This is a genomic window from Streptomyces corynorhini (genome assembly GCF_003346515.1).
GTDB classification, from domain to species: domain Bacteria; phylum Actinomycetota; class Actinomycetes; order Streptomycetales; family Streptomycetaceae; genus Streptomyces; species Streptomyces corynorhini.
The window spans coordinates 19880-39043 of sequence record NZ_QQNA01000052.1; the positions used below are offsets into that span (position 1 = coordinate 19880).

General features: G+C 71.6%; 16 protein-coding genes. 8 read left to right on the plus strand and 8 right to left on the minus strand.

What is annotated here, in order from left to right:
- Window positions 1-110 precede the first annotated feature (110 nt).
- Together DVH02_RS08150 and DVH02_RS08155 are read right to left on the minus strand one after the other, a co-directional pair.
- On the minus strand, window positions 111-761 hold the full coding sequence (locus tag DVH02_RS08150) for a fasciclin domain-containing protein (RefSeq protein WP_114623036.1): 651 nt from the start codon (window positions 759-761) through the stop codon (window positions 111-113).
- 143 nt (window positions 762-904) lie between these two features.
- Entirely contained in the window at window positions 905-2527 is a 1623-nt protein-coding gene (locus tag DVH02_RS08155; RefSeq protein WP_114623037.1) for a sulfite oxidase, read from the minus strand.
- A 161-nt stretch (window positions 2528-2688) separates the two neighbouring features.
- Between DVH02_RS08155 and DVH02_RS08160 the strand changes: the two genes are divergently transcribed.
- The 5 genes from DVH02_RS08160 to DVH02_RS08180 are packed head-to-tail and all read left to right on the plus strand — an operon-like array spanning window position 2689 to window position 8174.
- A complete protein-coding gene (locus tag DVH02_RS08160; protein WP_114623038.1) occupies window positions 2689-3972 on the plus strand; it encodes an NAD(P)/FAD-dependent oxidoreductase in 1284 nt (427 codons plus the stop codon).
- A complete protein-coding gene (locus tag DVH02_RS08165) occupies window positions 3969-4721 on the plus strand; it encodes a DUF1365 domain-containing protein (protein ID WP_199566204.1) in 753 nt (250 codons plus the stop codon). The genes DVH02_RS08160 and DVH02_RS08165 overlap by 4 nt, the downstream gene beginning before the upstream one ends.
- A gap of 2 nt (window positions 4722-4723) precedes the next feature.
- The gene (locus DVH02_RS08170; RefSeq protein WP_407697603.1) at window positions 4724-6043 is read left to right on the plus strand and encodes a class I SAM-dependent methyltransferase; all 1320 of its coding nucleotides are present in this window, start codon (window positions 4724-4726) and stop codon (window positions 6041-6043) included.
- Window positions 6040-7362, plus strand: a complete 1323-nt coding sequence (locus DVH02_RS08175; RefSeq protein ID WP_114623039.1) for an SAM-dependent methyltransferase — start codon at window positions 6040-6042, stop codon at window positions 7360-7362. The genes DVH02_RS08170 and DVH02_RS08175 overlap by 4 nt, the downstream gene beginning before the upstream one ends.
- Window positions 7359-8174 carry a DUF1295 domain-containing protein gene (locus DVH02_RS08180; protein WP_114623040.1) on the plus strand — a complete coding sequence of 272 codons (816 nt, stop codon included), beginning with the start codon at window positions 7359-7361 and terminating at the stop codon, window positions 8172-8174. Before DVH02_RS08175 ends, DVH02_RS08180 begins: the two co-directional genes overlap by 4 nt.
- Window positions 8175-8372: 198 nt before the next feature.
- On the opposite strand, the gene DVH02_RS08185 is transcribed toward DVH02_RS08180, so the two are convergent.
- From DVH02_RS08185 to DVH02_RS08205, 5 genes are all read right to left on the minus strand, one after another.
- Window positions 8373-9743, minus strand: a complete 1371-nt coding sequence (locus DVH02_RS08185) for a cryptochrome/photolyase family protein (protein WP_114623041.1) — start codon at window positions 9741-9743, stop codon at window positions 8373-8375.
- Window positions 9744-9756: 13 nt separating this feature from the next.
- The gene (locus DVH02_RS08190; protein WP_114623042.1) at window positions 9757-10512 is read right to left on the minus strand and encodes an anti-sigma factor; all 756 of its coding nucleotides are present in this window, start codon (window positions 10510-10512) and stop codon (window positions 9757-9759) included.
- Entirely contained in the window at window positions 10509-11093 is a 585-nt protein-coding gene (locus DVH02_RS08195; protein WP_114623043.1) for a sigma-70 family RNA polymerase sigma factor, read from the minus strand. Before DVH02_RS08195 ends, DVH02_RS08190 begins: the two co-directional genes overlap by 4 nt.
- Window positions 11094-11341: 248 nt before the next feature.
- Window positions 11342-12187, minus strand: a complete 846-nt coding sequence (locus DVH02_RS08200) for a siderophore-interacting protein (RefSeq protein WP_114623044.1) — start codon at window positions 12185-12187, stop codon at window positions 11342-11344.
- Between the two features lie 46 nt (window positions 12188-12233).
- Window positions 12234-13139: a 5'-3' exonuclease gene (locus tag DVH02_RS08205; protein WP_114623045.1), complete on the minus strand. Its 906-nt coding sequence runs from the start codon at window positions 13137-13139 to the stop codon at window positions 12234-12236.
- Between the two features lie 322 nt (window positions 13140-13461).
- Here DVH02_RS08205 and DVH02_RS08210 point away from each other — a divergent pair, with 322 nt between their 5' ends.
- The 3 genes from DVH02_RS08210 to DVH02_RS08220 all read left to right on the plus strand — a co-directional run bounded on the left by DVH02_RS08210 (window position 13462) and on the right by DVH02_RS08220 (window position 17954).
- Window positions 13462-14589 carry a quaternary amine ABC transporter ATP-binding protein gene (locus DVH02_RS08210; protein WP_199566205.1) on the plus strand — a complete coding sequence of 376 codons (1128 nt, stop codon included), beginning with the start codon at window positions 13462-13464 and terminating at the stop codon, window positions 14587-14589.
- On the plus strand, window positions 14582-17215 hold the full coding sequence (locus DVH02_RS08215) for an ABC transporter permease/substrate binding protein (protein WP_114623047.1): 2634 nt from the start codon (window positions 14582-14584) through the stop codon (window positions 17213-17215). The genes DVH02_RS08210 and DVH02_RS08215 overlap by 8 nt, the downstream gene beginning before the upstream one ends.
- A 190-nt stretch (window positions 17216-17405) precedes the next feature.
- On the plus strand, window positions 17406-17954 hold the full coding sequence (locus DVH02_RS08220) for a helix-turn-helix domain-containing protein (protein ID WP_114623048.1): 549 nt from the start codon (window positions 17406-17408) through the stop codon (window positions 17952-17954).
- A gap of 25 nt (window positions 17955-17979) precedes the next feature.
- Here DVH02_RS08220 and DVH02_RS08225 read toward each other — a convergent pair.
- A partial coding sequence (locus DVH02_RS08225) for an SLAC1 family transporter (protein ID WP_407697602.1) occupies window positions 17980-19164 on the minus strand: 1185 nt, incomplete at its 5' end.

The following is a 19164-nucleotide window of genomic DNA, read 5'->3' on the forward strand; positions in this document are numbered from 1 at the left end:
GGTGCGCCGTCCGTACACCTCNNGAGGTGTACGGACGGCGCACCGACGGGAAGAGCACCTCTCCCCATCGCGGCGGGACACGGTCACCCGCCGCGATGGGGAAGCGCGGCTCACATCTTCGGCATCAGGACGGTGTCGATGATGTAGACGGTCGCGTTGGCGGTGGGGACGTTGCCGCAGACGACCTTCGCGGAGTCGTTCACCGTGTACGACTCGCCTGAGCCCTTGGTGGCCAGCGTGCTCTTCTCCAGGGTCGGGAAGGTGCCGCTGTCCAGGGCCTTCGGGGCCAGCTTCTCACCCACGACGTGGTACGTGAGGACCTTCGTCAGGGCGTCCTTGTCGGCGAGGAGCTTGTCCAGGTCGGCCTTCGGGACCTTGGCGAACGCCTCGTTGGTCGGCGCGAACACCGTGATGTCCTTGGCGTTGTTCAGGGTGTCGACGAGACCGGCCTTCTTCACCGCCGTGACCAGCGTGGACAGGTCGGGGTTGTTGGAGGCGGCGGTCGCGACCGGGTCCTTCGACATGCCGTCGAAGGAGCCCGCGCCGGTCTCCGGCACCGACGCACAGGCCGTCCCGAAGGGCTTGTCGCCGCTCATGCCGGCCGAGTCGTCCGCGGTCGTCGCCGACTCCTTCGGAGCCGCGGCCGTCGCCGAGTCCTTGCTGTCCTTGTTGTCGTCGCTGGAGCAGGCGGTGAGGGCCAGCGGCAGCACAGCGGCGCCCACGATGGCGATGGCGGCACGCTGGAAACGGGTGGCGATCATGTCGTATCTCCTTGGAAGTCGTGTACGGACTGTTCCGCGCACGGGGGGTGTTGATGGCTTATCTGTTGGTTCGCGGGGTGCTCGGCGGCATGGAGGTGCCGTGCTGAGAACCCGGTGTTACGGAAGGTGACGGTGCCGTCGGGTCAGCTGACGGCGACCACCACCGAGTGCCAGCCGGTCGCGCCGTCGGGTACGGTCCCGACGCGTTCGGAGGTCTGGGTGTAGCCGTCCCGGTCGGTGGCCCTGACCTCCAGGGTGTGGTTGCCGCTGGTGGCGGGCCACTCCCACACCCACTGGCGCCAGGTGTCCTTGGTGTCCTCGGCCGCGAGCTTCGCCGGTTGCCAGTCGCCGCCGTCGACCCGTACCTCCACCCGGGCTATGCCCCGGTGCTGGGCCCAGGCGACCCCGGCGACCGGGACCTTGCCCGCCTTGGGGGAGGCGAACGGCCGGGGGGTGTCGATCCGCGACTCCGTCTTGATCGGAGCCTCCTTCGACCAACTGCGCTTCACCCAGTACGCGTCGTACTCGGCGAACGTGGTGAGTTCGAGGTCCTGGAGCCACTTGCAGGCGGAGACGTAGCCGTACAGGCCGGGCACCAGCATCCGTACCGGGAAACCGTGGTCGAAGGGGAGGGGTTCCCCGTTCATCCCCAGCGCCAGCAGGGCGTCGCGCCCGTCCATCACCGTCTCCACCGGCGAACCGATGGTCATGCCGTCGACCGAGCGCGCCACGATCTGGTCGGCCGCGCCCCCCTTGGACGGGGGGCGTACCCCGGCCTCGCGCAGCAGGTCCGCCAGCCGGACGCCGATCCAGCGGGCGTTGCCCACGTAAGGACCGCCGACCTCGTTGGACACACAGGTCAAGGTGATGTCCCGCTCGATCAACTCCCGTCGGAGCAGATCGTCGTAGCTGAACGTCAGCGGCGTGGAGACGCCCTTGCCGTGGATCCTCAACCGCCAGGACCCGGCATCCACCCGGGGCACCACCAGCGCGGTGTCCACCCGGTAGAAGTCCTTGTTGGGGGTCGTGAAGGAGGACAGCCCGCGGATTCCGAGGTCCGCGCCCGCCGGAACGGGACGGGCCCGTGAGGCGGGACTCGGCAGAACGATCTCGGCACGCGACGCGACGGCGTCGGCCGCCCCCGAGGCGTTGAGCCGGCGTCCGAGGACGCCCGCTCCGGCCGATGCCGCCACCGCGGCCGTCGCGGCGATCACGAAGCCGCGCCGGTCGAAGGTTCCGTCCCCGTCCGCCGCGGCGGCGGGAGAAGGACGGAGCGAGAGCCTGCCGACCAGGGCGTACAGCACCACCGAGGCCAGCAGAGCACCCACGACCGAAGGCACCGCGTCGAGGAGACCGCCGTCGGGGCGGCTCGTCGCCGCCACCGCTCCGATCGCGCCGAAGACCAGAACCGCCGCGGAACCCGACCGCCGATGGCGCAGAGCGACCACTCCGACCGTCATGGCGAAGAGCGCCAGGAGGGCCAGGATGCCGAGCTGCAGCACCAGCTTGTCGTTGGTCCCGAAGTTCCGTACGGCGAAGTCCTTCAGCGGGGGCGGGGTGAGGTCGATGACCGCACCGCCGACCGCCGTGACAGGACTCGACTCGGGCCGTACGGCCGCCGACACCAGCTCCGCGACACCCAGCGCCGTGAACCCCGTGATCAGCCCGCTCAACGCCGCGCAACCACCACGCAGCAGGAGGGCGGGCCAGTCACGGGGACTGTCCTGCGGGGCCGGGTCTCTCGGATCTTCGCTCACACCGGCCATTCGGCGCCGCTCGCCGAACGGATTGGTCCCGAACCCGGACGAGTGAAAAAAAGTATCGCGAGCAGAAAGATCGCACCCCGCACCAATCCCCGGGACCCGCCGGATCGAATGCACCTCAGAGGGGCTACGCCCCGGTGTCCGCAGATACAGGGGAGCAGCGAATGAGCGGCGAACGTCCGCGTACGGCCGTGGTGGGCAGCGGAGTGGCGGGACTGACCGCCGCCTATGTGCTCAGGCGCGCGCACGAGGTCGCGCTGTACGAGGCCGACGACCGGCTCGGCGGACACGCGCACACCCACGACGTGGCGTCGGCCGACGGACGGGTGCACCACGTCGACTCCGGTTTCATCGTCCACAACCGGCGCACCTACCCCAGTCTGCTGCGGCTCTTCGAGGAACTGGGTGTCGCCACCCAGGAATCCGAGATGAGCATGTCCGTGCGGTGTGACGGCTGCGGACTCGAATACGCCGGAGCGCGCGGCGCCGCCGGTCTCCTCGCCCAGCCGCGCAACCTCCTCAACCCGCGCTATCTGCGGATGCTCACCGAGGTCCCGGCCTTCCACCGGCGGGCCAGGAAGCTCCTCGCGACGGCGGCGGCCGAGGACGGCGGCCGCGCCGAGAAGACCCTGGGCGAGTTCATCGCCGAGGGCGGCTTCTCCCCCTACTTCACCTCGCACTTCATGACCCCGGTCGTCTCCGCGGTCTGGTCCTGCGACGCGCGGACCGCGATGCGCTACCCGGCCCGCTACCTGTTCCGCTTCATGGCGCACCACGGCATGCTTGCCGTCAGCGGCTCCCCGGTGTGGCGCACGGTCAGCGGCGGCTCGCGCGCGTACGTGGAGCAGGTCGGCAAACACCTCGACCACGTGCACACGGCGACGCCCGTACGGGCCGTACGCCGTCACGCGGACGGGGTCGAGATCGTCACCGACGACGGCGCCGCCGAGCGCTACGACTCGGTCGTCATCGCGGTCCACCCCGACCAGGCGCTGCGCATGCTCGCCGACGCCACCGAGGACGAGCGGCGGGTCCTCGGCGCGTTCCCCTACTCCCGCAACCCCACTCAGCTGCACACCGACACGCGCGTGCTGCCCCGCGCCGGGAACGCCCGCGCGTCCTGGAACTACCTGATGCCCTCCTGCGACGCGGGCGCCGACGCCGTACGGGTCAGCTACGACATGAACCGGCTCCAGCGCCTCGACGCGCCCGAGACCCATGTCGTCACCCTCAACGGCGCCGACCTCGTCGACGAGGACCGCGTCATCGCCCGCATGGTCTACGAACACCCCGTCTACACCCCCGAGTCCGTCGCCGCCCAGCGCGAACTGCCCGCGCTCAGCGGCCCCGTCACCGCCTTCGCCGGGGCGTACCACGGCTGGGGCTTCCACGAGGACGGCTGCCGCTCCGGCGTCGACGCGGCGGCGGCCCTGGGGGTGACGTGGTGAGCACCGCCGTCCGGCCCGTCACCACCGTCCCCGCCCTCTACACCTGCGAGGTCGGCCACGTCAGGACCGAGCCGACCCACTACGCCCTGCGCCACCGCACCTACATGTGGCTGATCGACCCCGACCGGCCGCCGCGGCTGCCCCGCCCGCTGCGCCCGCTCGCCCGGTTCGACGCCCGGGACCACTTCGGCGGCACCAGGCCGACCATCCGGGCCGGTCTGGAGGAGTTCCTCGCCGCCCGCGGGATCGACCTGGCCGGTGGCCGGGTCACGATGCTCGCCCATGCCCGGGTCCTCGGACACGTCTTCAATCCGCTCACCCTCTTCTGGTGCCACGGACCCGACGGCGAAGACCTCTGCGTCGTCGCCGAGGTCCACAACACCTACGGCGAGCGGCACTGCTATCTGCTGCGCCCCGACGCGGCCGGACTGGCCACGGTGGACAAGGAGTTCTACGTCTCCCCGTTCTTCCCCGTCGACGGCGCCTACCGCATGCGGCTGCCGGAACCGGGGGAGCGGCTGCGCCTGACCGTCCAGCTGGAACGCGAGCGGGGACGTCCCTTCACCGCGACCGTACGGGGCGAACGCCGCCCCGCCACCACCGGCAGCCTGGTCCGCACCGCGCTGCGCCACCCGTGGCCCACCGCCCTGGTCTCCCTCGGCATCCGTCTGCACGGCATCCGGCTCTACCTGCGCCGGCTGCCCGTACGTCCCCGTCCCCACCACAGCCCCCAGGAGGGTGTGAAGTGAGCGTGTCCGTGTCCCCCGGATCCCACCGGGCCCCCGAGTCGCCGGCCCCGGCCGCGGCCACCACGAGGTCCGTTCCGCAGTCCACCCGGCCGTCCACCACCGTGGACGAGTCGCGCTGGCCCGACGTGGCCCACCGGCCCCCCGCCTCATGGCTCCGCACGGCCGTCGCCGAGCGGCTCGTCCGCCACGCGCTGGCCCGACTGCCGCTGCGCGTGCGCCTCGGCGGCACCGAGACCCTCGGGCTCGGCGGCCCGCTGATGGAGATCCACGACCCGAAGGCGTTCTACGGCCGCGTCGGGGCCGGCGGGCTCATCGGCTTCGGCGAGTCCTACATGGCCGGTGAGTGGGAGTCCCGCGACCTGGTCGGCGTGCTGACCGTGCTCGCCGAGCGCCTCGCGACCCTGATCCCCGAGCCGCTCCAGAGGCTGCGCGGGATGTGGGCACCGAAGCAGCCCACGGCCCAGCGCAACACCCCCGAGGGATCGCGCTCCAACATCAGCCGCCACTACGACCTGTCGAACGACCTGTTCGCGCTCTTCCTCGACGAGACCCTCTCCTACTCCTCCGCCCTCTTCCGCGGCTTCCCCGCCGACCACTCGCTGCTCCCCGCCGCCCAGCACCGCAAGATCGACCGGCTGCTGGACCAGGCCGGCGTCGGCCCCGGCACCGAGCTGCTGGAGATCGGCACCGGCTGGGGCGAACTGGCCCTGCGCGCCGCCGCGCGCGGCGCCCGGGTCCGTACCGTCACGCTCTCCCAGGAGCAGCGCGAGCTGGCGCGCGAGCGGATCGCCGCCGCCGGCTTCGCCGACCGGGTCTCCGTCGAGCTGTGCGACTACCGGAAGGTGGAGGGCTCCTTCGACGCCATCATCAGCGTCGAGATGATCGAGGCCGTCGGAGCCGAGTTCTGGCAGGAGTACTTCAGCACCCTGGACCGGCTGCTGGCGCCCGGCGGCCGCGTCGCCCTGCAGGCGATCACCATGCCGCACGACCGGATGCTCGTCTCCAAGGACACCTTCACCTGGATCCAGAAGTACATCTTCCCCGGCGGATTCCTGCCGTCCGTCGAGGTGATGGAGCAGATCACCGCCGAACACACCGCGCTGCGCGTCGCCGACCGGGACGGCTTCGGACCGCACTACGCCGAGACGCTGCGGCTGTGGCGCGAAACCTTCACGGAACGGTCCGAACAGGTCGACGCGCTCGGCTTCGACGCCGTCTTCCGCCGCCTGTGGACCTTCTATCTCGCCTACTCCGAAGCGGGCTTCCGCTCCGGCTATCTCGACGTGCAGCAGATGCTGCTCACCAAGGAGGTCTCCCGATGACCGTCGCCCGGACGGCGCCCCGGCCGTCGCGGACCGGAGCCGCCCACCTGCTGTACCCGCTGATCGAGCAGTTCCTCGGCGGCCGACTGCCGCTGCGCCTGCGGGCCTGGGACGGCTCCGCGGCCGGGCCGGAGGACGCCCCCGTCGTGGTGCTGCGCTCACGGCGCGCCCTGCGCCGACTGCTCTGGCAGCCCGACGAACTCGGGCTCGCGCAGGCGTACATCACCGGGGAGATCGACTTCGAGGGCGATCTCGCGGACGGGCTGCGCACCATCTGGTCCGCCGTACGGGAGCGTGGTCTGCGCCCGCCGAAGCTCACCGTCGCGGACCGCGCCAGGGCGGCGCGCACCGCGCTGAGCCTGGGCGCCGTCGGGCCGCGCCTGCCCGCACCCGCCGCGCAGGCCCGCCTCACGGGCTCGCCGCACAGCAAGTCGCGTGCCCGCGCGGCGATCAGCCACCACTACGACCTCTCCAACGACTTCTACGCCCTGCTGCTCGACGAGACCATGGCGTACTCCTGCGGCTACTGGACCAGCGACGCGCCGGACTACACGTCGGCCGACTCACAGCGCGACAAGCTGGAGCTGATCTGCCGCAAGCTCGAACTGCGGCCCGGCGCGCGGCTGCTCGACATCGGCTGCGGCTGGGGCTCGCTCACGCTGTACGCGGCCCAGGAGTACCGGGCCAGGGTCACGGCCGTGACGCTCTCGCGGGAACAGGCCGCGTACGTCAGGGCGCGGGTCGCGGAGCGCGGTCTTGAGGAGCTGGTCGAGGTCCGGCACCGCGACTACCGCGACATCACGGGCGGCGACTACGACGCGGTGTCCTCCGTCGAGATGGGCGAGCACGTCGGGGACGCCGATTACCCGGCCTTCACCGCGACCCTGCACCGGATGCTCCGCCCCGGCGGCCGGGTGCTCGTCCAGCAGATGTCACGCGGTACCACGGCGCCCGGCGGCGGCGCGTTCATCGAGTCGTACATCGCCCCGGACATGCACATGCGCCCCCTCGGTGACACCGTCGGTCTGCTGGAGTCCTCCGGGCTGGAGGTACGGGCGGTGGAGGCGATGCGCGAGCACTATCCGCGGACGGTCCGCGCCTGGCACCGCACACTGGAGGACCGCTGGGACGAGTTCGTCGCGCTCGTCGGGGAACAGACCGCGCGCGTCTGGCGGCTGTACATGGTCGGTTCCGCGCTGGCCTTCGAGGAGCACCGGATGGGCGTGGACCAGATCCTCGCCGTACGTCCGAAGGACACCGGGGCGAGCGGGATGCCCGGCACGCTCCGCGACTGGTACGCGCGGGCCGGTGACCGGTGACCGGCTATCCGTGGGCGGCGTTCGGGCAGGGGATCGGCGCCGCCGCGCTGACCGGGCTCGCCGTCATGTTCGTGACCTTCGTGATCGCCGTGGCCCGGGGGCTGCACCGGATCGTCGACATCGCCTGGGGCATCGCCTTCGCGGCGGTCGCGCTCGTCTCGTACGCCGTCTCGGCGGGGCAGGGCGACGACGCGCGGCGGCTGCTCGTCACCGTGCTCACCGTCGGGTGGGGACTGCGGCTGGCCGGTCATATCGCGGCGCGCGGTCGCGGGCACGGCGAGGACGCGCGGTACGAGGCGATGCTCGCCAGGGCGCCAGGCAACCGGAACCTGTACGCGGCGCGCATGGTCTATCTGCTCCAGGGCGTCCTGGTGGTGCTGGTCTCGCTGCCCGTCCAGGCGGCGCAGTACATCACGGGACCGCTCGGTCCTGTGGCGTACGCCGGCGGCGCGCTGTGGCTGGTGGGCATGTTCTTCGAGGCGGTCGGCGACCATCAGCTCGCCCGGTTCAAGGCCGACCCCGCGAACCGGGGCCGGGTCATGGACCGGGGGCTGTGGAGCTGGACGCGCCACCCCAACTACTTCGGCGACTTCTGCGTCTGGTGGGGGCTGTTCCTGATCGTCTGCGACGCCCCGGCGGCAGCGGCGGCGACGGTCGTGAGCCCGCTGGTGATGAGCTTCCTGCTGATCAACGGCAGCGGGAAGCGGCTGCTGGAACGGCATATGGCCGACCGGCCGGGCTTCGCCGAGTACACCGCCCGTACCAGCGGTTTCTTCCCGAGGCCGCCGAAGCGGAGTCGGCCGACGCGGTAGGGGGGTCCGGCGTTCCGGCGGGGCTGGCCGCCAGGGTGCGACCCGGGTCCCGCTCGGTCCCGTGGACGGGCTCGACCACCGAGCGTTCGCGAGGGACGCGCGGTGGTCGAGCCGACAGTTCCGGCGGGGCTGTTCGAGCGGGGCTGTTCCGGCGGGGCTGTGTTCGGGTGGGCTGTGTTCGGGTGGGCAGGGGGGCCGCTACGTGGCGTCGAGACCGCGGGCGCGCCCGAAGCGCTCCTTGCCCTCCGTGAGGTCGACGACCGGGTGCGGATAGTCCAGCCGGGCCCGGTCCCGCTCGTCCAGCCGCCAGGGCCGGTGGGCGGAGGCGCCGGACAGCCCGGCCAGCTCCGGCACCCAGCGCCGGACGTAATCCCCGCGCGGGTCGAAGCGCTTGCCCTGGATCAGCGGGTTGAGGACCCGGTTGGGCCGGGTGTCGGTGCCGGTGCCCGCGCACCACTGCCAGTTGAGCTGGTTGTTGGCGACATCGCCGTCCACCAGCAGGTCCAGGAAGTGACGTGCCCCCACCCGCCAGTCCACGTACAGGGTCTTGGTGAGGAAGCTCGCCACCAGCAGCCGGCCCCGGTTGTGCATCCAGCCCTCGTGCAGCAGCTGGCGCATGGCCGCGTCGACGACGGGATATCCGGTGCGCCCCTCGCGCCAGGCGGCGATCTCCTTCTCGTCCGTACGCCACCGGTCACCGCGCGAGCGGTAGTCGGACCACGCGGCCGCGGGCCGCGCCGCGAGCACCTGGTGGTGGAAGTCCCGCCAGGCCAGCTGGCGTACGAACGCCTCGGCGCCCACGCCGCCGCGGCGCCGCGCCCGCCGTACCAGCTCCACCGCGGAGAGACAGCCGAAGTGGAGGTAGGGGGAGAGGCGGGAGGTGGCGTCGCCCGCCAGGTCGTCGTGGCGCTCCTCGTACGATTCCATCCGGCCCGAGAGCCAGGCGGTGAGCCGTTCGCGGGCCAGGGCCTCACCGCCCCTGACGACTCCGGGCGAGACCCCCTGGACCGCGCTCCGCTCCGGCAGCGGCTCGCCGGTGATCCCCTCGGGGACCCGGACGACCCTGGGCGCGGCCAGCGCCGCGCGGGTGCCCGTCTCCTCCCAGCGCCGGAAGTACGGGGTGAAGACCGCGAAGTGGTCCTTGCCCGCCGGGACGACCTGCCCCGGCGGCACCGCGGTGACCACCGCGTCGTGCACGGTCAGGTCGGCTCCCGCCCGCGCCAGCTCCGTGCGCAGCCGCTCCTCCCTGCGCCCCGCGTACGCGCTCACGCCCGCGGCGACATGGACGTGCCGGGCGCCGCTCTCGCGGACCACCCGGCAGACCTGTTCGACGGGGTCGCCGCGGCGCACCACCAGCCGGCCGCCGCGCTCACGCAGCGCCGTGTCCAGGGCGGCGAGGCAGTCGGCGAGGAAGGCCCGCCGGTTGGGTGCGTCGAAACCCGCCCCGGCGATGCCGGGGTCGGCGACGAACAGCGGGACGACCTCGTCGTGACCCGCCGTCGCCGCGTGCAGCACGGGCTGGTCGTGCACCCGCAGATCGGAGGTGAACAGCACCACCGCTGTGCTCATGCGCGCGCTCCCATCAGGCGCTCGGGAAGTCCATCAGGGCCAGCGGATCCGAGGTGGGCTGCTTCGAGCCCCCGGCCGGCTCCACGGTGATGCCCATGCCGGAGGCGCCCTTCACGGAACCCTCCATCAGCGTGGACGGGGAGCTGGTCGTCGGATCCATCAGCCCGGCGGCGCGCATGGTGCCGCCGTCGTTGTACCAGAGTTCGTACACCTTGCCGCTGGGCGGTTTCGGCATCCCCGAGGCGATGAACGCGGCCTTGTCCCGGCTGCGGGAGACCACGACCGTGCCGGTCCCGCCGTCGGTCAGCTCTCCCGTGACGACCTTGGCGTCCGGGGCGGCCAGGACCGTGGCCAGCTCCTGGGAGTGCTGCTGCGACGCCTCCGCGCGCTGCCGCGCGTCCCGCGCCTCCTGGTGCTGCCAGACGGCGATGCCACCGAACCCGACGGCCCCGGCCAGACAGGCGGCGAGCGCGAAGCGGGAGAGCAGCCGCGCGCGGGCGGCGCCGCCGCCGGTACGGGACTGCGGTGTCGTCCTCGGCGGCTCCTGGCGCTCGGTGGCGATACGGCGCAGCACCTGCTCCTTGAGGGCGGGCGGTGGCATCACGGCCACGGCTCCGCCGAGTCTGGCGGCCGTGGCGGCCAGTTCGCGTACCTCCAGCGCACATGGTTCGCACGCCTCAAGGTGGCGTTCGAACTCGGCGCGTTCCTGCGGCGCCAGCGCGTGCAGTGCGTACGCACCGGTCAGCGTGTGCAGATCGGCGATGGTCATGCGTTCACCCCCAAGCAGTCACGCAGCCGGATGAGACCGTCGCGCAAACGTGTTTTGACCGTACCCAACGGGACCGAGAGCAGCTCGGCGACCTCCCGGTAGGCGAGGCCCTGGTAGTACGCCATGTTCACGGACTGGCGCTGAAGTTCGGTGAGGGTACGCAGACAGCGGCGCACCTGCTCGCGTTCGAGGCTGGCCTCGACCTGTTCGGTGACCTCGTCGTAGGCGGGGGTGCGGTCGAGCAGAGCGGCCCGCTGCTCGCGGTCGCTGGACGCCTGGGCCGAGCGCACCCGGTCCACGGCCCTGCGGTGGGCGAGGGTGAGCACCCAGGTCATACCGCTGCCACGGCTCGGCTGGAAGCGGGCGGCGCTGCGCCAGACCTCCAGGAGGACTTCCTGCGCCACCTCCTCCGACTGGGCGGGATCGCGCAGTACGGAGCGGACCAGACCCAGGACGGGGCCGCAGACCTGGTCGTACACACGGGAGAAGGCGTCCTGGTCCCCTCTGGCCACCTGGACCAGCAAATCCTGAAGATCGGGTCCCGCCGAGGCGGTTCCGCCGATCTGTACGGCTTCTTTCACGCGGCTTTCCTCCGGTACGGACACAGGTGTGCCGGGCCGTCGCGCTGGTGGGCGCGTCACCCGGACAGACTTCACCGGGGATTCGGAGCCGGTGTTCAGGTGGATTGGTCGGATGGTCGAAAGGGGCCGGTCGGGTGTACGAGCTGAGCCCGGCACCGTCCGCGGACTCCTCGGCCCCGACGGCGCGGGAAAGCCGCTGTGAGAGGCAACGGCGACCGACGGGGTCGGCGCCGCCCGCCCGCCCGGCCTCAGGAGGCCGCCCGCTCCTGCTCCCGTTCCACCTGCTCGTTCCACTCGCGCTTGACGGCGCGCCACGCCTCGTCGCTCTGGCCGAGCCGCCAGTAGCCAGAGATCGACAGCCGCTCGCGCTCCACCCCGCGCTCCAGACGCAGATGACGGCGCAGCTCCTTCACGAAGCCGGCCTCGCCGTGCACGAACGCCTGGACGTCGCCCGCGGGGAAGTCCAGCGCGCGGACCGCGGCGACCAGCGCCTCGCCCACCGGGCGCTCCCCGCGGTGCAGCCAGGTGACCCCGGTCCCGTCGGGTGCCGTGATCTTCTGCTCCTCGGCGGGGCCCGAGATCTCCACGAACGCGTGTACGACGGCGCCCGCGGGCATCCGCTCCAGCGACGCCGCGATCGCCGGCAGGGCGCTCTCGTCGCCGACGAGCAGATGCCAGTCCGTCGCCGCGTCCGGTACGTAGAGCCCGCCGGGGCCCAGCAGCCGTACGGTCTCGCCCACCTGGGCGCGCGCGGCCCAGGGGCCCGCCAGCCCCTGGTCCCCGTGCACGACGAAGTCGATGGCCAGCTCCAGCGTGGCCGGGTCCCAGGCGCGCACCGTGTACGTACGGTTGGCGGGCCACTGCTCGCGGGGGAACTCGGCGCGGATCCGGTCCATGTCGAACGGCTCGGGGTAGGTCACTCCCTCGGCGTCGAACAGCACCTTCACGTAGTGGTCGCTGAACTCGCCGGCCCGGATGTCGGCCAGCCCCTCACCGCCGAGCACGACGCGCACCATGTGCGGAGTGATCCACTCGGTGCGCAGGACGCGTCCCTCGTGGACCTTCGGCGACGTACGGGCAGGCTTCTCCGCCATGGTGTCTCCCTCGACTGGCCTAGCTTAGGTATACCTAAGCTAACATTCAGTGCTGAAGAGTGGCGAGTAGACGGTGCAGGGAGCCGCCCAGCCCCCAGCGCGCGGCGAGCGCGTCGAGCAGCGCCGGATCGCGCGGCTCCGAGGGCAGCGCGGGGTCGAACGCCGGCAGCGGCACGTCCCCGGCGACCCGCACGACGGTCGGGGCGACGGCCAGATAGTCCCGAGCCCCGTCGAGCCGGGTCCGCTGTGTCGGAGTGAGCTTCGAGCGCGGGTCGGCCACCGCCGCCATGATCCCGGCCAGATCGCCGTACGCGTCGATCAGCTTGGCCGCCGTCTTCTCCCCGACCCCCGGGACGCCCGGCAGGCCGTCGCTCGGGTCGCCCCGCAACAGGGCGAGGTCCACATAGCCCGCGCCGTCGACCCCGTACTTCTCGCGCAGCAGCGCCTCGTCCGTCAGCTGGAGCGTCCCGACGCCCTTCACGGGGTAGAGCACCCGCACGCCCCGGGCGTCGTCCACCAGCTGGAACAGATCGCGGTCGCCGGTGACGATGTCCACCGGGCCGGCGGCCCGTCCGGTGAGCGTGCCGATCACGTCGTCCGCCTCGTACCCCGCCACGCCGACCCGGGCGATGCCCAGCGCGTCGAGCACCGCCTCGATGACCGGGACCTGTGGCGCCAGGGTGTCCGGAGTCTCCTCCTCGTCGGGGTCCCCCTCGTGCTCCACCGCCACCCGGTGGGCCTTGTAGGAGGGGATCAGCTCCACCCGCCAGGCGGGCCGCCAGTCGGCGTCCATGCACGCCACCAACTGGTCGGGGCGGTGGTCCTGGACCAGCCGGGAGATGAAGTCGAGCAGACCGCGCACCGCGTTGACCGGGGTGCCGTCCGGGGCCTTCACGGAGTCGGGGACCCCGAAATAGGCGCGGTAGTAGAGGGAAGCGCTGTCGAGGAGCATCAGGCGTGGCGTCACACCTCCGATCATGCCCCGCCCCACTGACAATGCCGGTCGCGGTGCCCCGCGGCGCCCGGAACGTCGCTCACGGTCACAGGCGGTCACCGGCCCGTAGTCGAAAGGGGCTTACGAGCCAAGATGGCCGCTGATGATGTGAGGTGGATCACTCATTTGTTTGGCCTGTGTAAGTGCGGGCAGGCGCGAAACCGGAGCGAACCCGGTCGCGCCGTCCAACGGTGCGGCCGGTCAGCGGGCGGAACCCGCTCGCTCCACGGCCCGCCCGCGGGGGTGGCGGGCCGTTTCCCGTTCAACGCGTGAGGTGTATGTGTCCAGGCTGCAAGCCGAACACCTGTACAAGGTATTCGGCAGACGACCAGACGAAGCCGTGACGAAGCTCAAGAACGGTACGGACCGTGACGAGCTGCGCGCCGACGGTACGACCGCCGCGGTGATAGACGCCTCGTTCACGGTCGAGCCCGGCCAGATATTCGTGGTGATGGGCCTGTCGGGCTCCGGCAAGTCCACGCTGCTGCGCATGCTGAACGGGCTGCTGGAGCCGACGGCGGGCCAGGTCCTCTTCGACGGCCAGGACCTGACCGCCCTGAGCCCGCAGGACCTGCGGCACGTCCGCTCCACCAAGATCAGCATGGTCTTCCAGCACTTCGCCCTCTTCCCGCACCGCAGCGTGCTGGAGAACGCCGGCTACGGGCTCGAAGTGCAAGGAGTGCCGCGTGAGGAGCGCGACCGGCGCGCCGCCGAGGCGCTGGAGATGACGGGCCTGGGCGGCTGGGAGACGTCCTGGCCCGACGAGCTGTCCGGCGGGATGCAGCAGCGCGTGGGTCTCGCCCGCGCGCTCGCCACCGACGCCGACCTGCTGCTGATGGACGAGTCCTTCAGCGCGCTGGACCCGCTGATCCGCCGCGACATGCAGGACCAGCTCCTCCAGCTCCAGAAACGGCTGAAGAAGACCATCGTGTTCATCACCCACGACCTCAACGAGGCCATGCGCCTCGGTGACCGGATCGCGGTCATGCGCGACGGCGAGATCGTGCAGCAGGGCAGCGCCGAGGACATCCTCGTCACCCCGGCCAACGACTACGTCGCCTCCTTCACCCAGGACGTCGACCGCTCCCGGGTGCTCACCGCGGGCGCGATCATGGCCGACACGGACACCGCCATCGGTACCCGTACGGACGACGGCAAGGAGCTGCGGACGGCCCAGGACGTCATCGACGCCGCTCCCGCCACCGTGCCCGAGTCCACTCCGATCATCGAGCTGTTCACGCCGTGCTCCACCAGCGGCGTGGCGGTCGCGGTCGTCGACGACGAGGGGGAACTCGTCGGTGTCGTCCCGCGCGCCCGGCTGCTCGCGGTGCTCGGCGAACCGATGACCCCCACGGACGCCCCGGCCGCCGCCCCGGCCCAGGCCGACAAGGCGGTCGCACGTGCCTAGGCTCCATCTCGGCGACTGGGTCGACAGCGCTGTCGACTTCCTCCAGAACCACCTTTCCTGGCTGTTCGACCTCATCGGCTCGATCGTCTCCGGCATGTACGACGGCATCAACGCGGTGCTGTCGGCTCCGGAGCCCCTGCTCCTCGCGGGCATCTTCGCCGTACTGGCGTGGTGGCTGCGCAGCCTGTCCGCCGGTGCGCTCACCTTCGTCGGCTTCGCCCTCATCGACTCGATCGAGTTGTGGGGCGAGGCGATGGAGACGCTGTCGCTGGTGCTCGTCGCGACCATCATCGTGCTGGTCATCGCGATGCCGCTCGGTATCTGGGCGGCGCGCTCCAAGACGGTCAGCTCGCTGGTCAGGCCGGTGCTCGACCTGATGCAGACCATGCCCGCCATGGTCTACCTGATCCCCGGTGTCGTCTTCTTCGGCATCGGCGTGGTCCCGGGCATCGTCGCCACGATCATCTTCGCCCTGCCGCCCGGTGTCCGGATGACCGAACTCGGCATCCGCCAGGTCGACGGCGAACTGGTCGAGGCCGCGGAGGCGTTCGGCACCACCCCGCGCAACACCCTGCTGCGGGTCCAGCTGCCGCTGGCCCTGCAGACGATCATGGCTGGTATCAACCAGGTCATCATGCTGGGTCTGTCCATGGTGGTCATCGCCGGCATGGTCGGCGGCGGCGGGCTCGGTGGCGCCGTGTACCGCGCCCTGGGCAACATCGACATCGGCCTCGGTTTCGAGGCGGGTCTCTCCGTGGTCATCCTGGCCGTGTTCCTCGACCGGATCACCGGTTCGCTGAGCCTCCAGGTCTCCCCGGTCGGCCGCCGCGCGCTGAACAAGGCCAAGGAACTGGCCGGCGGCGCGAAGATCTGGAACCACCGCCCGCAGCCCGTCGTGGCGATCGCCGGCGTGGTCGTCCTCGCGCTCGTCGCGGGCGGTATCGGCCTCTTCGGCGGCTCGTCGTCCTCCACCACCACCGCCGACGCGGACAACGTCGGCAAGGGCCAGAAGATCAGCATGGGGTACATCCCCTGGGACGAGGGCATCGCCTCCACCTTCCTCTGGAAGGAGCTGCTGGAGCAGCGCGGCTACAAGGTCGACGCGAAGCAGTACGAGGCCGGCTCGCTCTACACCGGTCAGGCCGGCGGCCAGATCGACATCCAGACCGACTCCTGGCTCCCGGTCACCCATGCCTCGTACTGGGCCAAGTACAAGGACCGGCTGGAGGACATGGGGGCCTGGTACGACAAGACCTCCCTGGAGATCTCCGTCCCCTCGTACGTGAAGGACGTCACGTCCCTCGCCGACCTCAAGGGCAAGAGCTCCACCTTCAAGGGCCGGATCATCGGCATCGAGCCCAGCGCCGGTGAGATGGGCCTGCTCAAGGACAAGGTCCTCAAGGCGTACGGCCTGGACAGCGAGTACAAGCTCGTCGACGGCTCCACCACCGGCATGCTCGCGGAGCTGAAGCGCGCGTACGCCAAGAAGGAGCCCGTCGCGGTCGTGCTCTGGTCGCCGCACTGGGCGTACGACACCTACGACCTGACCAAGCTCGCCGACCCGAAGAAGGCGTTCGGCGCGGAGAGCGACGGGGTGCACACCCTGGCGCGCAAGGGCTTCTCCGAGGACAACCCGCAGGTCGCCTCGTGGCTGAAGAACTTCAAGATGACCGAGAAGCAGCTCACCAGCCTCGAAGCCCAGATCCAGTCGGCCGAGAAGGGCCAGGAGCAGAGCGCGGTGCGCGACTGGCTCAAGGACAACCCCGGGGTCGCCGAGAAGTGGACCCCGGTCGGCGACGACGCCTCCGCCAAGAGCGCGGGCGGCAAGGACGAGCGGCAGCGCGCGGTGGAGATCGGCTGGTTTCCCTGGGAGGAGGACATCGCCGCCACCTACCTGTGGAAGGCGGTCCTGGAGGAGCGCGGCTACAAGATCAACCTCAAGCAGTTCGAACTCGGCCCGATGTACACCGCGATGGCGCGCGGCCAGGTCGACGTCCAGTTCGACGGCTGGCTGCCCAACGCCCAGAAGAGCTACTGGGACAAGTACCAGAACGACCTGACACAGCTCGGCTCCTGGTACGGGCCGACCACGCGTGAGGTGGCTGTCCCCTCGTATGTCAAAGGGGTGAAGTCGCTCGCCGACCTCAAGGGGCGCGGCGACGAGTTCAAGGGCCGGATCGTCGGGATCGAGCCCGGCGCCGCGATGATGGACGTCCTCAAGAAGGACATCCTGCCCGGCTACGGACTCGGCGACGAGTTCAAGATCGTGGACAGCTCCACACCGGCCATGCTCGCCGAGCTGAAGCGCGCGTACGCCAAGAAGGAGCCGATCGCGGTCGCGCTCTGGACCCCGCACTGGGCCTACAGCGAGTACGAGCTGACCAAGCTGAAGGACCCGCGGAATGCTTTCGGCGACGGGGACCGGCTCACTACGGTCGCGCACAAGGACTTCCCCGGGAACTACCCGCGGCTGGCCAAGTGGTTCAAGGACTTCAAGCTGAGCGAGGACCAGCTCGGCAGCCTGGAGAACGAGATCCAGAAGGCCGGCACCGGGCGTGAGGAAGAGGCCGTCAAGACCTGGATGAGTGACAATCCGGGCATGACGGACAAGATGGCTCCGCTGTAGCGGGACCGCGCGCGGGATGAACCCGCGTGCTCACGCACCCGCGCACGAAGGGGTGGGCGTCGCCCGATCGGGTGATGCCCACCCCTTCGGCGTGTTTCCCTTCCGTGCCGGCCGCGCGCATCATTGAGGACAGCTCTTGTGCGGGCGTCAACTCTGAGAGGATGACGATCCGGTCGGGAGGGAGCCAGTCATGGACGACAAGGAAGCGCTCAGGGTGGGCGCGGCCGTCCGCAGGCGGCGCAGGTCCCTGGGGATGACGCTGGCGGCGGTCGCCGCCCGCAGCGGCCTTTCCGTGCCCTTTCTCAGTCAGATCGAGAACGAACGCGCCCGGCCGAGCACCCGCTCCCTGGAGCGGGTCGCGGACGCCCTGGAGACGAGCCCCGCCCAGCTGCACGCCGCCGCAGACTCGGCGCGCACCGTCGATGTCGTCCGGGCTCCCGACCCCGGGCCAGGGGTCCGCCGGGTGGTGCGCGGAGGGCACCAGCTGAACGCCAAGGAGTTCAGCGGTGAGCAGGACACCGGCCGGGAGTACCAGCACCGCAACGACGAGATCATGTACATCGCCGACGGAGCCGCCGAGGTCGAGGCCGAAGGCCGCGCGTACCGGCTGGAGCGCGGCGACACGCTGTACCTCTCCGGCGGGGTGCGCCACCGGTGGCGCGCGACCGAGCCCGGTACCCGCATCCTGGTGGTCGCCGTGGCGGAGAACATCGACGCGACCGTCGACCCCCGGCGCTGAGACGAGGGAGCGGCGGCCGGGTGGTTCACGCGGTGGCGGCCGAGGCCGCTCGTACCGGCCCCGGCGGCGCGGCGGGCAGCGTTCCGGCGGCGGGCAGCGTTCCGGCCAGGACACCGCGCAGCGTCCCCCACGCGGCCACCGCCCAGGCCGCCACCAGCGCCGCGAACAGGCCCACCGCCAGCCACTCCAGCGCCACCAGCCCCGTCTGCCGCGCCAGCCCCGCCGCGCCCGTCGCACACGTGCCGACCGGGAACGTGAAGGCCCACCACGTCATCGTGAACCCCATCCGGCGGCGCCGGGCCGCCCGCACCACCAGCGCCGCCGCCAGCACCAGCCAGAACAGCGCGAAGCCCAGCACCGGTACGCCGTACAGCAGGGCGAGGGCGCCCAGGGCCCGCGCGGTGGGGGCGTCCACGGCGCCGGGGGCCGCCCCGGCCAGCTGATGCAGCGCGGTGGTCGACTGCCCCAGCGGGCCGAGGACCAGAAAGAGCAGCGGGGTCGCCGCGAGCGGCGGCGGACCGTGCAGCAGCAGCCGGGAGAGGACCAGGGGCAGCACCGCCAGCGTGGCGAACAGGCTCAGCCCGAACAGCCCGAAACAGCCGAGCAGCAGCGCCTCCCGCCACTGGCCCGCGGGCAGCCGCGCCGCCAGCGGCGGTCCGGCCGCCGCCGAGACCATGGGCGCCACCAGGGGCAGCAGCCAGGCGGGGGAGACATCGGAGGGCGACAGCCGGTGCCGTACGGCCATCAGGTACGGCACGGCCACCGCGAACACCAGGCCGAGCAGCGTCCCCGCGGCGAACAGCACCGTCGCGACGGCGACCGCGGCACGCTCGCCCAGCACCCCGTGCCCCGCCGTGAGCGTGGCGGTCCCTACGGCCGTCGCCGCCATCGCCGTACATCCGTAGAAGGGCGCCACGGCCGGATCCAGAAGATGGGCGCGGGCCTGGTCACGGTGGTACAGCCAGTGCCCCGCGCGGGCGGTCGGCACGAGCGCGAGCAACGCCGCCGACAGCGCCCACATCGCCACGCCGACGGCATCGAGCCCCGGTATCCGGACCGGCGACCCGGCACCCGCGACGGCGACGATCGCCGTGCCCATGACGGGCGCGTACCAGTTGGGCCCGAGATGCCGCAGCGCGGGCAGCCGACCGCCGGTGGCGGCGGGAGCGGCGGGAGCGGCGGGAGCGGCCGGAGCGGCCGGAGCGGCCGG

What these genes read in the sequence shown, in the direction of transcription:
- DVH02_RS08160 (WP_114623038.1), top strand. Translation starts at nt 2,689, where the DNA reads ATGAGCGGCGAACGTCCGCGTACGGCCGTGGTGGGCAGCGGAGTGGCG.
- DVH02_RS08200 (WP_114623044.1), bottom strand. Translation starts at nt 12,187, where the DNA reads ATGGCGGAGAAGCCTGCCCGTACGTCGCCGAAGGTCCACGAGGGACGC.
- DVH02_RS08190 (WP_114623042.1), bottom strand. Translation starts at nt 10,512, where the DNA reads ATGACCATCGCCGATCTGCACACGCTGACCGGTGCGTACGCACTGCAC.
- DVH02_RS08185 (WP_114623041.1), bottom strand. Translation starts at nt 9,743, where the DNA reads ATGAGCACAGCGGTGGTGCTGTTCACCTCCGATCTGCGGGTGCACGAC.
- DVH02_RS08155 (WP_114623037.1), bottom strand. Translation starts at nt 2,527, where the DNA reads ATGGCCGGTGTGAGCGAAGATCCGAGAGACCCGGCCCCGCAGGACAGT.
- DVH02_RS08175 (WP_114623039.1), top strand. Translation starts at nt 6,040, where the DNA reads ATGACCGTCGCCCGGACGGCGCCCCGGCCGTCGCGGACCGGAGCCGCC.
- DVH02_RS08150 (WP_114623036.1), bottom strand. Translation starts at nt 761, where the DNA reads ATGATCGCCACCCGTTTCCAGCGTGCCGCCATCGCCATCGTGGGCGCC.
- DVH02_RS08205 (WP_114623045.1), bottom strand. Translation starts at nt 13,139, where the DNA reads ATGCTCCTCGACAGCGCTTCCCTCTACTACCGCGCCTATTTCGGGGTC.
- DVH02_RS08220 (WP_114623048.1), top strand. Translation starts at nt 17,406, where the DNA reads ATGGACGACAAGGAAGCGCTCAGGGTGGGCGCGGCCGTCCGCAGGCGG.